General features: G+C 62.2%; 9 protein-coding genes and 3 pseudogenes. 4 read left to right on the forward strand and 8 right to left on the reverse strand.

Annotated elements, in window-relative coordinates; genetic code table 11:
• The 4 genes and pseudogenes from AT984_RS08280 to nosZ all read right to left on the reverse strand — a co-directional run.
• A complete protein-coding gene (locus AT984_RS08280) occupies positions 1–1,017 on the reverse strand; it encodes an ABC transporter ATP-binding protein (protein WP_082679881.1) in 1,017 nt (338 codons plus the stop codon).
• Positions 992–2,278, reverse strand: a complete 1,287-nt coding sequence (locus AT984_RS08285) for a nitrous oxide reductase family maturation protein NosD (protein WP_058719690.1) — start codon at positions 2,276–2,278, stop codon at positions 992–994. Before AT984_RS08285 ends, AT984_RS08280 begins: the two co-directional genes overlap by 26 nt.
• The gene (locus AT984_RS08290) at positions 2,275–4,908 is read right to left on the reverse strand and encodes a NosR/NirI family protein (RefSeq protein ID WP_058719691.1); all 2,634 of its coding nucleotides are present in this window, start codon (positions 4,906–4,908) and stop codon (positions 2,275–2,277) included. The genes AT984_RS08285 and AT984_RS08290 overlap by 4 nt, the downstream gene beginning before the upstream one ends.
• 268 nt (positions 4,909–5,176) lie before the next feature.
• Positions 5,177–6,601, reverse strand: a pseudogene (gene nosZ, locus AT984_RS08295) (TAT-dependent nitrous-oxide reductase); the annotation flags it as partial.
• 96 nt (positions 6,602–6,697) lie between these two features.
• Between nosZ and AT984_RS08300 the strand changes: the two are divergent.
• On the forward strand, positions 6,698–7,648 hold the full coding sequence (locus AT984_RS08300) for an IS481 family transposase (RefSeq protein ID WP_058719692.1): 951 nt from the start codon (positions 6,698–6,700) through the stop codon (positions 7,646–7,648).
• Here the strand turns inward: AT984_RS08300 and AT984_RS08305 are convergent.
• Positions 7,645–8,157: pseudogene (locus AT984_RS08305) on the reverse strand (TAT-dependent nitrous-oxide reductase); the annotation flags it as partial. The gene AT984_RS08300 and the pseudogene AT984_RS08305 sit on opposite strands and share 4 nt — an antisense overlap.
• A 589-nt stretch (positions 8,158–8,746) precedes the next feature.
• Between AT984_RS08305 and AT984_RS08310 the strand changes: the two are divergent.
• From AT984_RS08310 to AT984_RS23950, 3 genes and pseudogenes are all read left to right on the forward strand, one after another.
• A complete protein-coding gene (locus AT984_RS08310) occupies positions 8,747–9,166 on the forward strand; it encodes a c-type cytochrome (RefSeq protein WP_058722178.1) in 420 nt (139 codons plus the stop codon).
• Positions 9,167–9,176: 10 nt separating this feature from the next.
• Positions 9,177–10,223 carry an FAD:protein FMN transferase gene (locus AT984_RS08315; protein WP_231741593.1) on the forward strand — a complete coding sequence of 349 codons (1,047 nt, stop codon included), beginning with the start codon at positions 9,177–9,179 and terminating at the stop codon, positions 10,221–10,223.
• Between the two features lie 128 nt (positions 10,224–10,351).
• A pseudogene (locus AT984_RS23950) lies at positions 10,352–10,480 on the forward strand (helix-turn-helix domain-containing protein); the annotation flags it as partial.
• A 213-nt stretch (positions 10,481–10,693) separates the two neighbouring features.
• On the opposite strand, the gene AT984_RS08320 reads toward AT984_RS23950, so the two are convergent.
• The 3 genes from AT984_RS08320 to AT984_RS08330 all read right to left on the reverse strand — a co-directional run bounded on the left by AT984_RS08320 (position 10,694) and on the right by AT984_RS08330 (position 14,492).
• A complete protein-coding gene (locus AT984_RS08320; RefSeq protein ID WP_058719695.1) occupies positions 10,694–11,134 on the reverse strand; it encodes a hypothetical protein in 441 nt (146 codons plus the stop codon).
• A 591-nt stretch (positions 11,135–11,725) separates the two neighbouring features.
• The gene (locus tag AT984_RS08325; protein ID WP_058719696.1) at positions 11,726–13,633 is read right to left on the reverse strand and encodes an RICIN domain-containing protein; all 1,908 of its coding nucleotides are present in this window, start codon (positions 13,631–13,633) and stop codon (positions 11,726–11,728) included.
• A gap of 34 nt (positions 13,634–13,667) precedes the next feature.
• On the reverse strand, positions 13,668–14,492 hold the full coding sequence (locus AT984_RS08330; RefSeq protein WP_082679883.1) for a DsbA family protein: 825 nt from the start codon (positions 14,490–14,492) through the stop codon (positions 13,668–13,670).
• Positions 14,493–14,568 lie beyond the last annotated feature (76 nt).

Consider the following 14,568-nt stretch of genomic DNA (forward strand, 5'->3'; position numbering starts at 1 on the left):
TCAACGGCCTCCCGCCACAGCAACACCCACCGCAACTTCATTCGCCGACTGGCCAACCCCGAAGAACACATCCTCCAGCGAACTCTCATGCAAGCTCAAGTCGAGCAGGCGTGAGCCCAAGGTGCCGACCAAGCCCAGCACGGCCATCTTGGACTCGCGTGGGCAGGTCAGGCTGAGCCCCTGCGGCGTGCTGCGGCAGGCCAGGCCCTCACTGCCATCAACCCATAAGCGCCCAAGTTCCTGGCGCACCAGCACCGCATCTGCCTCGCTCAAGCCCAGCTCGATGCGCAGCGGTGCGCGCTGTTGTTCGCGCAGCTCTTGCACGGTGCCCAGCGCCTGGATGCGGCCGGCCGCCATGATGGCCAGTCGGTCAACGCGCTCCTGCAATTCGGCCAGGATGTGCGAGGTGATCAGAACCGTCACGCCCTTGGCTTTTAAGTCTTGCAGCACGCTGTAGAAGTCGCGAATCGCCTGCGGATCCAGGCCATTGGTCGGCTCGTCCAGAAACAGCACGCGCGGTTCGCCCAGCAGTGCTTGCGCAAAGCCGAGCCTTTGCCGCATGCCCTTGGAGTACTCACGCAAGGGCCGCGTGCCGGCATGCGCCAGGCCCACCCGCTCGAGCGTTGGCGCGCATTGCTGCAGATCGGCGCCCTTCAGCTTGGCGAAGAAGCGCAGCGTCTCGAGGCCGCTGAGGTTGTCATACAGCACCACGTTCTCGGGCAGATAGCCCAGGCGACGGCGGGTGGCTCGAAAACCGCTGCCGCACACCGAACCCCCGTCGATCAGGATCTCACCGCCGCTCAGCGGCGTGAGCCCCAACATCATCTTGAACAAGGTGCTCTTGCCGGCGCCGTTGTGGCCGATCAGGCCGAAGATTTCGCCGGCTTCAACCCGCAGGTCAACGCCATCCACCGCATGGATAGCGCCGAAATGCTTGCTGACGCCGCGCACCTCGATGGCTGGCGCTGCGCTGCCCGCGGAGGGGCTGACCTTATTGGCCGGGATAGTGCTTGTCACGCCACTCACTCCATTGCTTGTCGCCGGGCTGCATGCGCGGGGCCGGGTCGACCACGCTGGGCACACGCAGCACCGGAAATTGTTGGCCGACCAGACGCAGCGCCTGCACGGCAGGGCTGGCCAGCAGCAGCTTGACGCTCGGATGGCGCCAGCTCAGGCGGTCCACCATGTCGTTCGCCTCATAGGGCACATCGCCGACGCCATCGCCATTGCGGTCCCAGCCCAGGTAATTGCTCCAATGGTTGCCACCGGACCCTTTGTCCTTACCACCCCAGACCTCATCGCGTGCGCCGACGTAACGCACCTGCTCGCGGTTGACGATGAAGTCATTGCCTTCCACCACATTGCGGGTCGAACCGGCGGACAGGTGCACGCCGACCTGGTTGTCGACCACCAAATTGCCCTTCAGCGTCGCGTACTCGACGTCGTAGATGAAGAAGCCGCGCGCGTTGCCGGCAATGATGTTGTTCTCGATCACCGAATCCTGCAGCGTGCGCAGCATGATGCCGTGGTCGCTATTGCCCCAGGTCCGGTTGCCGCGAACCACTTGGTTGCGCACCTCCATCAGGGCCAGGCCGCCACGGTTGTAATAGCTCTCGTTGTCCTCCCACAGGTTGTAGTAGGAGTTCATATAGTGGCTGCCGTAGCGGCTGTGGTGCAGCTTATTGCTCTTGAAGATGGCGTTGTGGCTCACATCCACATAGAGCGCATCGCGGACGAAGCCGATGTTGTTGCCGATGATGCGGGCACCGTCGGTGTTGTAGAGCTGGATGCCGTTGCCGCGCTGTGAGCTGTTCAGCTCGCGCTTGCCGGTGATGAGGTTGTGTTCCACCCGCACCCCATTGGCCTTCTCGATCCACAGGCCGAACAGGTTGTAGGCCAGGTCGCAGTGCTGCACCAGCGCCCGGTGCGCTCCGGGGCGGATGTAGATGCCGGCGTTCTGATCCTTCAGGCTGCTGCCGGAGTCGCGCACGATCAGGCCTTCGATGCTCACGTCGGCGGCGGTGACGCGCACGGTGTCGCCCGTCAAGGCGCCGCTCAGCGTCGGTCGATCGATTCCGCGCAGCGTCAGCGCCTTGTCGATCAGAAAGTTGCCCACATAGAGGCCGCGTTCGATCTCCAGCACATCGCCGGGTGCGGCGGCGGCAATCGCCTCTTGCAGCGACTGGCCGGGCTTGATCCGCAGCGTGGCGGCTTGCGCGCAGCCCATATGCGCGAGCAGAGCCAGCAGTACCAAGAACAGAAGGGAGATAGCTCTCATGCCAGCATCAGGCCGCTTGCCTTCAGCGCCAGGAACAAAGCCGCGCCGATCAGCAGATTCTTGAAGCCGACATAGCTGAGCATGTCCATCACCGAGGCGCGGCGGTAGTGGCCCTGCCACCAGGGGCCGTCTTTGACGTAGCGCTTGCCCGCCAGACGGATCAAGACCTCGTAGACGCTCCAGCCAAACCACCAAGCAATGATCGCACTTTGGGATAAGCGCCCGCTGCCGGCCAGCACCCAGGCCAGCGTGGCGGCCAGGGCCAGCGAGAAGCCGGCGATCTGCAGTGCCTTCTGGCTCTTCCAACTGTCCTTGTGCCAAGGCCAGAGGTGGTCGAACAACTCCGCCCAGATCCACTTCAAGCCCTGTGCATTGGCCTTGTGGGCCGGCGCCAATGGGTCGGTGGGCATGCGCGGGTCCGGCCCCTGGGTCACCTTCTCGCTCATGGCAATGGGCTGAATGGGCTGGATGGGAATGAAATAGCCATCGCGGCCAATCGGGGTGATCAACAGACCGTCGCGCTCGCGGCGCTTGCGCTCTTTAGCCAGGGGTGGGCAACCCTTGGTGTCGGTGTACAGAATCATGCAGTCCAGGCAGTGCAGGCATTCGCGGTGGTCGATGCGGCCAGCCGCATCAATCGCCAGCGAGCCGCAACCGACTGCGCATGCCTTGCAGCTATTGCAGTCTTGCTTGCGCTTCAGGCCGAACCAGCGGAAGGTGCTGGGCATGGCCAGGGCCGCGCCGAGCGGGCAGATGTATTTGCAGTACGGCCGCTCGATGAACAGCGAGAGTCCCAGCAGCGTGGCGACGAACAGACCATAAGGCCATGCCCGGTTCGTGATGCCGACCAGGAAGGTGGTCTTGAAGGGTTCTACCTCGGCCAGCTTTTCGGCCAGGCCCATGGAGAACATCGAGATCGCCAGCAGGCCAAAAAAGATGGCGTACTTGAGCCACTTCAGCCGGTGGTGCCAAGCGTTCGGCAGATGACCCTGGAAGCGCTTCAGCCCGATCTTCTCGCCGACCTTGTAGATGGCCTCGGACAGCGAGCCAAACGGGCACATCCAGCCGCAGAACAGGCCGCGTCCGAACAAGAAGACGGTGACGATGATGAAGATCCAGAACACGAAGATGAAGGGGTCGGACAGGAATAGCGACCAGGTCCACTGGAACAGCAGCGAATGGAACCAGGTCAGCACCTGGGTGATGGAGGGCTGCGCCATCGCGCCGAAGCCGACAAAGGCGATGCTCAAGCCCCAGGCCGTGTACTTGAAGGCGTTGACCGGCCATTTGTTCTTGTGGGTGGACAGGCGCGTCAGCTTTTCGCGCAAGGCGTAGACCACGGTCACGCCGACCAGCAGGGCGATGAAGAGGCCGATCTCGAGCGCGCGTGTCTTCCAGACGCGCACCCAGGGGGCGTCGGCCTCTACCACCACCGGGCGGCCGCCCTCCAGCAACTCGGCGGCCAGCCAATATTTGCTGTCGAAGTTGGCGAAGCTGCGCGTGCCTGTGGCCCGGTCCACCCGGTTGCCCAGGAAGGCCAATTGCCAGGGATAAGCGGCAGAGAAGGATTTGGAGCGAATGATGAAGATGGCCGATTCGTTGAACTCCGGCGCGCCAGCCGCCTCCAGGCCGTAGAGGTTCAAGTAGTCCAGATCACGGAAGGTGAAAGAGTCGGCGCCTTGTTTGACCTGCACTCGGTCGTAAATACCGCCGCGCACAAAGCCCGAGCCCTTGAAGGATTCGATGCCGGCCGTGCGGATGATGAAGAAGGCATGTTCACTCTCCTTCATGCGCGAACGCAGATTGGCCCAGTTGCTGGCACCCATCAGGCTGGCGCCGATGGCGGGGTGGTTCAAGTCGCCAAACCAGAGTTCGATAAAAGGCTCGGGGCCGCGCGGCAGCCCGACCTGCTCGGGGCTGACCCGCAGGCGCTGCACGGCGCCGAGCTTGACCAGCTGCGCCCAGTCGAAGCGCCGCTCGGTCTGGGCGTAACGGGCCGGATCACGCACCGTCGGCGCCAAGATGCCAACCTGCTTGGCCACCGCCTGGCCCGAAGCCATCAAGACCTGATTCTGAGCGATCACGGTGACAGTGGCGCCGGAGATCGCGTCGACGCCGAGCACGTTCTCGTCCGGACGGGTTTGGCCGACCTCGATCTTGTCGGCGACCGACTTGCCGAGATATTGATCATTGAATTTGAGCAGCGCCGATTCCGGGATGCCCAGCAGCAGAATCGGCTCCGAATGCTTCAGCACCTTGATGCCGACGAAGTGGCCCGTCAGGTCCATGCCGATCAGGGTGACCACCGGCTTGCCGGAATAGGCCGGGGTGTCGGTGATGTCGGTGGACAGCATCACATAACCGAGCAACTTGTCGGCCTCGCCCAGCGCCTTCACATAGGGCGGCGAGCCGAGCCGCTCGGAGAAGCTCTTGGCACCAGGGAAGACGTCCCTGCAAGGCAGCAGGGCGCACATATCCTTGGCCGTGGCCAGTTCGGCCGGCAAGGCGGCTTCATAGGCTCCGTTGCTGGACTGCGCGGCTTCCGCGCCCAAGACCAGCACCAGAAAAAATGCGGCCAATCGGAGGAAGTTCCCCAACTTGGCCGCCAGTCCATGGCTATGCGATTTCATCTACTCTTCCTGTCGGCCGGACGAGCGCCGGATGGCGCTCGTCCGCAAGGTGGCGGCGGGGCTCGAGTCCGCGCGCCACCGGGGGCTGTTGCTAGGCCCTCTTTGGAGGCGACGCCGAACAAGTCCCTCGTGCGCTGCGCATCCCCGCTTCAGGCGTCCAACTGCGTTGCAAATCCTCGCCATAGCTTGGGCTATGGCTGTGGTTTGCGCCTTGTTGTCCATCCCGAACCGAGGCGCGCCGCATCACGGGTACATATTCAGCATTGCCTTAAGCTTCCACAATCATGCGTGTGCGCATTTCCAGGTGCAGCGCATGGCAGAAGTGGGTGCAGTAGCACCAGAACACGCCCGGCTTGTCGGCGATGAAGCTGACCGAAGCGGTTTCCAGCGGGTTGACGATGAAGTTGACGTTGTACTTGGGGATGGCAAAACCGTGCGTCAGGTCTTCGATCTTGTCCAAGTTGGTCAAGATCAGCGTGACCTCGTCGCCCTTCTTCAGCTTGAACTCGCGCATGCTGAATGCCGGGGCCTGCGAGGTCAGGCGCACGGTGACTTTCTTGCCGTTGCGCACCACGCCGGAATCTTTCGGGTCCTTGGTGGCGAGCGGGAACTCGTCGAGGTTGTAGACCTGCTTGGGCTTGAGCAGATCACGCTTGAAGATGATGAAGTCGTGCGGTTCGCCGCGCACTGGGTGATCCGCCAACAGCACCATCTTGTCGCCGGAGATGTCGATCATCTGCTCGTTCTCGGGGTGCAGCGGACCCACCGGCAGGAAACGGTCCTTAGAGAATTTACAACCCACGGCCAGGTACTTGCCGTCCGCGGCCTTGGTTTCCGACTGCGAGGCGTTCAAGTGGCCGGGCTGGTACTGCACATCGATGCGGTCGACCACGTACTTGGCGCTCTTGTCGCCACCGTGGAACTTGATGGCGGCTTCAACATTCCACTTCACCACCTGGCTGTCCAGGAACAGCGTGGTGTAGGCATTGCCGCGGCCGTCGAAGGCGGTGTGCAAGGGGCCCAGGCCCAGTTCGACCTCGGCGACGATGGCCTTGTCGGCGGCTTCCAGCTTGCCGTCGAAGTAATCGAGCACCTTGGCGAGTTCGATCACGGTGCCGGTGGGCGAGAGCTTGCCGGCGCAGATGAAGTACTTGCCGTCCGGGCTGGCGTTGACGCCGTGTGGGTTCTTCGGCACCGAGACATAGGCGGTCAGCGCGGTCTTGGCGTCCTTGTTGGCCTCGCGGGTGCCGTCCACCACCGGCACCTTGGAGTCACCATAGGTCTTGAATTTGCCGGCCTTGACGGCCTCTTCGATGCGGGCAATGTTGAAGAACAGGCAGGCATCGCGCTCGGCGGACATCATGTCCTCGTAGTGCACGCCCATCTCGGTGTTGTACTGGTTGGTGGCGGCCAGCTTGCCGTCGTAAGAGGTGGCGGTCAGATCGCAGTTGCCGTCGATCAGCACTTGCCAACGCACGTCCATGCTCTCGGCGTCCACGCAGGTGAACAGCGAGTGGTATTTGGTGCCGTCTTCAATGCCGGCGTTCGGCAGCGGGATCGAGAACTCGGCGCCGCAGAAGACGCGGGTGGTGTAGTTGATCTTCGGATCGACCGGGTCGGCCTTGTCCGGGAAGATGCCGTGGAAGCCCTGCACATTGGGCAACTCGGTGATCTTGTCGCAAACGAAGTAGTTGTGAAGTTCCAATAGGTTGTATCGGGTGTTCACCCGGACTGGTTCTGAGAGACTGGAAATCGCCAAACCCCCAGTCAGCTCAGGAGGACAACCCAGATGAACATTCATAAGAATGCCCGATTGACCTACGTGCGTCGAATCGAAATGGTTCAGGACATCACATTGAGAGGCCAAACTGTGGCGCAAGCCGCAAAGGCTCATGGTGTCAGCGAGATGACGACCCGCAAGTGGCTTGGGCGCTACCTTGCTCAAGGCGAAGTCGCCCTGGTCGACAAGTCCTCAAGGCCGCAGAAGTCGCCCAGAGCGATTGAGCCGGGCAAGGCGCTTGCCATCGTTGAGTTGCGCCGCAAGTTCATGCTGCAAGCAAGCATTGCCTCCAGCCTGACCGTTTCCAAGGCCACCGTCAGCCGCGTCCTCAGACGAGCCGGCCTGTCCAAGCTCAGCGATCTACGTCCGCCTGAGCCTGTCGTGCGCTATGAACATGAAGCGCCTGGCGACCTGCTGCACATCGATACCAAGAAGCTCGGGCGTATTGAGCGACCCAGTCATCGCGTAACCGGCAACCGCGCAGACACGTTCGGCGGCGCAGGCTGGGAAGTCTTGTTTGTGGCCGTGGATGACCACGCCCGCATCGGGTTCACGCAGATTCACCCCGATGAGCGCAAGAGCAGCGCAGTGGCCTTCCTGCAGGCTTCAGTGAGCTACTACGCGGGGCTGGGTGTCACGGTGCGAGCGCTTCTCACGGACAACGGCTCGCCGTTCCGGTCGAAGGACTTCAAGCAGGCCTGCGCTGAGTTGAACATCAAACATCGCTTCACGCGGGCCTACCGTCCACAAACAAACGGCAAGGCCGAGCGGTTCATTCAATCGGCACTGCGAGAGTGGGCGTACAGCCAGACCTACCAGCACTCCCGCGACAGAACCAGCGCGCTGGCGCGATGGATTCATCACTACAACTGGCATCGACCGCATCACGGCATTGGATGCCGCCCGCCCATGTCCCGTCTTCCTGATTCAGGCAACAACGTCTTGACTCTTCACAAGTAGTCGAGGCGGATGCGGGCGATACGGCTGTTGATCTTGTCGTTGACCCAGGCATAGCGGCCGTCGTAGTTGCCGTCTTTGTAGGAGGCGTGCACGTGGTGGGTGTCGGCCACGGTGTAGCGCAGCGAACCGTCGGCCTTGGTGCCCATCACCTTCTTCGACTCATTCGTGACGCCCCAGCCGACCAGGGCATCGGGGTTGAAACAGGGGATGCGATGGATCTCGCGGCCGGAAGGCAGGCCCAACACACGCACATCGCCGGTGTGGCCACCGCTCCAGAGGCCGTAATAGGTGTCCAGCTCACCTGGCTTCAGATGGGTGGCGTTGGCTGCGCCACCGCTATGCGCAGGGGCGGCGCCGGAGGCCGCAGGCGCGGCGGCAGTGCTGGCGGCCTTGTCGGTACAGGCAATCGCCCCGATGCTCAGACCCGCCAGAGCTGCGGTGTTCATGAAGCGGCGACGTGCCAACACGCCTCCGCCATTGCTTTCATTCTTCTTGTCTTGCTCGCTCATGATGTTCCTCTTCAGGCTTGGATGGACGTTGGTGGGCCGCGCGCCGGTGGCGGCACGGTAGTGAACTGAGGTGGGTTCGCGTCGCTGCCCGGCAGGGGCAATCGACTGGCTTTGGGAGGTAAATGGGGCGAAGGCACTGCACAAGTCGGCAGCGGCCCACCCAATAAGCAGTTAGGGCACTGCAGGGTGCCGGAGGCGTGCAGTGCTGCGTCCGATTGCGCATCGGCATCACCGCCGACTTGCACCAGCTTGGCCTGTCCGCTTGCTGAGCAAACCCAATCAAGCTGGCCTGCATACATCAATGGCGCCGCAGTGGCAACGCCCAATGCAGCCAGCAGGCACGCCAAGACCCAGGCTCGCAGGCAGCGATTGAATGGGTAGTTAGGCATGGCTTAGAGGTGGGCTATTGCTCTTGAAGAAGTTGCCGGATTCTTTCCACTCGCCCTGCGCCCCGCCTTGAACCAAGTTAAGGAATTCAAATAAGCCCAGGAAGGTCGCAAATAAACAAATTCGCCCCTATTAAGGCCGGCATCGGCTTCCTAGAATCGCGCCGAAAACTCCTATTCGAAAGCTGATTGACATGAAAACCATGCGCCTCATTTGCAAGTCATTCGCCGTCGGTGTCTCTGCGGCCGCCCTGCTCTCCCTGGCCGCCTGCGGCCAGAAGGAAGGCGACTCAGCGGCCAACACCGCGGCGCCAGCAGCCAGCACGACCGTGGCAGCAGCACCTACCCCCGCCAGCACCGCGCCCGAAAACGCGCTGGGCAAGTCGGTGTTTGGCAAGACCTGCGCCATGTGCCATGCCGCAGGCGTGGCCGGTGCCCCCAAGCCTGGTGACAAGGCCGACTGGGGCCCTCGCATCGCCCAGGGCAACGAGACTTTGTACAAGCACGCCATCGAAGGCTTCACCGGCGCCAAAGGCATGATGCCCCCTCGAGGTGGTGGCAGCACCTTGAGTGACGATGAGGTGAAGGCAGCTGTTGACCATATGGTGTCGCTGTCGAAGTGAGGGGCCTAGCGTGAGCACAAAGCCCTTGAAAGCAGCTGGTCTGAAACGGCGCCAGTTGATGTCGCTTGTTCCCCTGCTGGGTCTGGCTGGCTTGGGCGTTGCTCAATCGAGCGCTTTGCCTTCATTGCAGCAGCGGCGTGACTCACGCGCCCTACTCGGCACTCAGGTCGACATTGCCGTCGAAGGTCCAGATGCCGCACGCCTGGTCTTTGCAGTGGAGAGTGCTTACCAAGAAATGGCGCGTCTCAGCGCCATGATGAGTCGCTACGACCCAGCCAGTGCACTCAGCGCCGTCAATCGCGCAGCGGGCCTGCACGCTGTGGCGGTACCGCCAGAGTTGATGGCCGCGCTTCAGCAAGGGCAGCGCCTTCATCGGGAGTCGAACGGACTCTTCGACATGACTGTTGGCAGCCTCAAGAGCTGGCAGTTTGAAGTTGGCAATTTGGGCCAGGTCCCGGAATCACAGCAACTGGCGAATGAATTGAGCCGGGTTGGCGCCAAGGGACTTCGGATCGACCCGTTAGCTGGCACTGCCGCCCTGCTTCACAAGGGCGCCGCCCTCGATTTGGGCGGCGTCGCCAAGCTTCCCATTCTCGCGGCCGGCTTGCGCCGGCTTCAAGAGAACGGCATCGAAAACGCCTTGATCAACGGCGGCGGTGACGTGCTGTACAGCGGCAGCTGGCAGGGCCGACCATGGCGCGTTGGGCTACGTGACCCACGACGTTCAGATCGACTCTTGGGTGTCCTGCCATTGAGTGGTCAAGGCGTGCTGGCGGCCAGTGGCGACTACGAACGGTTCTTCCTGCATAAGGGCGAGCGCCATCACCACATTTTGGATCCCCGCAGTGGCCAGTCTAGCCAAGGGCCGATCAGCGTTCACTTGCTCGCCCGGGATGTCGAGACTGTCAACGGACTGGGCGCGATCATCATGCTTGGCGGCACGTCGATGGCACGCCAGACGGTTGCGCAGCACGCGGAGCTTGAGTTGCTGCTCGTCAACCGAGACAGGTCAGAATGGCAAACACCCGGGATGCAGCGTGCGCTGAAGCGCGCTTGAGAGAGTCGTTCTGAAATCGCTGCAAAATTTCGGACTGCGGCCGCCCAGAAAACATCCAATTTCGGCCGCAAATTACTGGCTGTCATTGAGAAGTTTACGCACTTAAGCAACGTTCGAAAGTCACTGCGCGGCTTGAACTTGCCACAAGATTACGTGATGAGGGCTTTACGGTAAGACAGATCGCAGAACGACTCGGCGTGAACCGCGATTCACCCAAACGATCCCTTGCCCGAGCTCGCCAAAGTGGCACCACTTAGGACTGAGCGAAAAGTACCAGCTTCCGTCTCCGGATTTTGTCTTCGGCTTGAATGATCAACCGATTTTGTACTTCGCACGGTTGGTTTCGGAGCGACAAGTACAAAAGGCACTTGGCTAAGTCCTTAGTTCAGCGCGATATTGCATTTTCCAATTGTTGCTAGCTGACTGCCAGCTACTTGACCGTCTTTCCTGCCTCTGCGGGTATCTGCCGTTCATACCTTGGCCAAGAAGGCCGCCGCATCACCCGCTTCACACTTCCAGTCTGCGAAGACCCCGACCAGATTGCATTCCACGCAGCGGCAAGCGATGTAGTACCAGCGCACGTTATGTGTGCCCTCGACCACGGAGACGCCGGACATCAGCTCGAACACCTCGTTTTCGCACACGCACTCGTGCGTCTCGGGCACGGATCCTTCAAGGTGGTCCGCGCTGTCGCCCATCAGGTGCTCCTCCCCGCAGTCGGTGCAGGTGCGGATGGCCACGCCGGCTTCTTCATCGGTCTGCAGCGCGAAGGTCCGGCAGCCGCAGTCGCATTTTGACGCCGCAAACCGGACGGCCTCATGGCGATTCGCAAGGCTGTAGCTGCGCAGCTCGGCTTGGGTGTCGCCCGACGTTGTCCCGTACCAGAACTCGCCCTTCTTCGTCAGTGCCATTGATGCTGCTCCATTCTTCAAGGTGGGATTCCCGGCAGGCCCGTCGCCAAGTTCATCCAGATCATCTGGATTGTGCCTGGAGGCCCGGCGAATCGTCGTCAAGTGACCTGGTCGGGGTGCTCGCCTGAAGCCCAGACGCATTGGCGACCGGCAGATGTGCCGCGGTTGCAGTCATACGCAGCCGGTTGCTGCATTCACGGTGCGATGCATCAATGCGCCGAACTCGCGCTATCGATCCAAAGCGGAAGTACAACTTGGCGAGGTGAGCTGCAGCAAACCTGAACGGCAACGCGGAGTTAACCGGGTGACGTCGCGTTGACGGCTTCCCGCGAGGCGCAAGAGGACCGGGCGGCGCCTCTCCGCCACGGTGCCAAATGGATGGGTACCCGCTACGGCCAGCCTTGAAAGATCCCACTTGCTTTTGTCGTTGCCGACTGCTGCACCGCGTGTCATGCGTGTGACCCGATTGTCAAACAGCAAGACGCGCGTCGCCTTGGTGAGGGTGTCGGCGGCGTGGTGCTTGGTGCTGGGCGCGAAGGGCGCTCAACTTCCAGGCTCCTAGCACCGGTCGCCGCCGACTCCACGCCAACATTAGGGCATCGGCGTGTGGTCCATGCAAGGCGGCTTGGCAAAGGCGTCAATGACGCGGGCAATACCCGTCGGGTCGATCGCCGTGATGATGATCATGTCGAGGTCCTTGATCAGGTCGGCGATGTAGAACAGCAGTTGCCGTGCCGCCCATTCCCGCGCAATGTGCTTGTAGTCGGCTTTGCTGCCTTCTGCATTGGGTGGGTACCTGGCGGCGATCTGGGCCGCGATGTCGGCGCTGGAAATGGACGCCAGATCGTTCTCGGCCAGGTTCAGGAAGTTATTGATGTCATTCGAAAGCAGTAGCAGGGCCGTCGCCAGTTCATCGGCCGTCTTGGCTGCTTGGTAGATATCCTTGGCGGCCATCACCCCTTTCTTGGCCTCGTTGATGGCGCCCGCTGTGGCAAAGCTGCCTATCATCATGGCCGAGCTGACCACCATATTGCTGATGGTGTTGACGCACTGGTTGGCATTGCTGGCGCAGGCCGCCGCACCACAATCGGCAATGCCCGCGGCGCAGCGCTGGTTGCAATTGGTGACGTTGCACTGGTAACCATCGCGCGGCTTGACGTAGCACAGGCCGGCCTGCAGCACGCGATTGGAGTTGCAGGACTTCAGCAGGCTGCCGGCACCGTTCTGATAGGAGGCCTTGTTGAGCCAGCAGGTGGCGATGCGGTCGCTGGTATAGCCGTCCTTGCAATCGTTCATCTTCCAGGCCCAGCAGGTACCCAAGGCGTCACGTGCCGTGCAACGGTTGCCGGGCTGGTAGGACAAGGCCTGGTTGCTCCAGCACACCGAGCCAACCGGGTGGTAGCCGCTGCGGCAGTTGCTGTAGCACAAGGCGCCGTCTTGGTACTGGCCGTCGGCGCAAGCGGGCAAGATGCCGGCACCACGGTCGTAGGCCGCAGTTTTGTAGCAAAACGGGGTGCTGCTGATCGAGGTTTCGCGCTGGATCCAGTTGACGATCGTATTGACCTGGCCATTACTCAACTTCTGGCCCGGCACATAGGTGGTGGGCTTGTCGGGCACGCCCTGCGGCCAGGTGCTTGCCACGATGCTGCTGGTGCTCCAGTACTGGGACATATTGCCGGCATCGCAGGTCTGAAGGTCGACACCGGCCCCTTTTTGAGTGAGGCACAGGCCACTGGCTGACTTAATGCTCGAGTTGCTGCCACGCGTCCACTTTTGGTTGGCTGCGGGCGGCACACCGGTCTCGCCACAACTGCCCAGGCCGACGGCGGAGCCCGCATCGCCCGATGTCGTCAGGCAATAGCCATTCAACACGATGGCGCCCTGGTTGGTGAAGCGAAAGTACTCGCTCTTTGCCGTCCCCGTACATGCCGACACGTTCAACTTGCTGGTCGAGAGCGGCGATGTGAAATCCACCTGCTGCAAGCAGTTGCGCGTGCTGCTCCTGACCTGGGTCTTGCTGGCGTCGGCCAAATCGACGGGTAAGGGGTTGGCCAAGCTCCACTTCTGGTTGGCTGCCGTGGCCGAGCACAGCGCGAGTTCGGCGCTCAGCACGCCTGGCTTCACAGTGCCCACCAACTGCCATGACAAGCACATGGCCGACATCGCCCGGGATTGGCTGAGTTGCAGTTGATTGCCGCCGGGGCGGCTCCAGTAGGTGCTGGCGTTACCGGTGGACAGCGCGGTGCTGAAGCTGACCGTCTTGCTCGCAAACAGATTGCCCTGCAAATAGCGCTTGACGTCGCTGCCGGGCAGATAGACCGTGCCGTCAGCACCGAAGACGAAGCGCTGCTCGGCCTTGCCGCATGGGCTGAGAACGCCGCTGCTGTCCAGGCATTGGCCATTGCTGGCAACGACGTTGTAGGAGGTATCAGCGGCGTGCGCCGACGCGAAGGCGCCGGTCGCCAGCAGCGTGATCAAGAAGCGAGAAAACCAATTCATGGTGATGACTCCGATGAGTGCAAGAGGGTGTCGATCAAGTGGGGCGCGCCACGCGGCGGATTTCAGCCACCGGCTTGCTTCCCGCCTTGGCTGACTTGGCAGACTGAGCTCGCCGCGCCGCGTCTATCGCTGCGGCAAGTTGCTCGGTGCCGACGGCCCCACGGAACATCACATCGCCGACGACGATGGCCGGCGTGCCCTGGATGCCCAGCCGCTCAGACAGCACGCGCACTTCACCGAGCTGGCGATTCACTGCCACCACGTCCACCGGTTTGAGGCCGAACTGGCGGCTGATGGCCTGCAAGCTGGCGGCGTCAATGGCATCAGCGCTCAGCAAGGCCTTGTGCACTTGCTGCGCCGTGCTGCCCTGGCCTGCCGACAAGGCCAGCTGCGCCGCCGCAATCGACTCTGGCCCCAGAATGGGCAGGTGCTTGACCAGCACGCGCAACTGGCCGTCGCGCTGGATCAGCGCCTCGATGCTGGGGGCCAGCTTCTTGCAATAGCCGCAGTGGTAATCGATGAACTCCACCAGCGTCACATCGCCGGCCGGGTTGCCCAAGACCGTGGCGTCAGATGCGTCGGCAATGGCTTTGGCAGAAGCGGCGAGGGCCTTGCTTTCCTGCTGGGCATGGCCAGCCAACTCGCGGCGCTGCAACTCGTCCAGCGCTTCGCGCACCAGCTCGGGCCGGCTCTTGAGCAGCTTGATGACGACTTGCTCGATGGCCTGAGTGGATGGGGCTGACTTGGCTGGCGCGCCGGTCTGCGCGATGGCTGCGCCGCCCGGCAGCGCCAGGCTGAGTACCGCCAGCAAGGGCGCGCTCAGCCTGCGCGCGGCAGGGCTTGTTGAAAGTGAAAGCATGGCAGCTCCTGGCTGGCAAGGGTTGTCTGGGATGGATGGGCCGGCTGCCGGCCCTGGACGTCAACTGAGCATCAGC

Origin of the sequence: Paucibacter sp. KCTC 42545, assembly GCF_001477625.1 — a bacterium.
GTDB lineage: Bacteria > Pseudomonadota > Gammaproteobacteria > Burkholderiales > Burkholderiaceae_C > Paucibacter_A.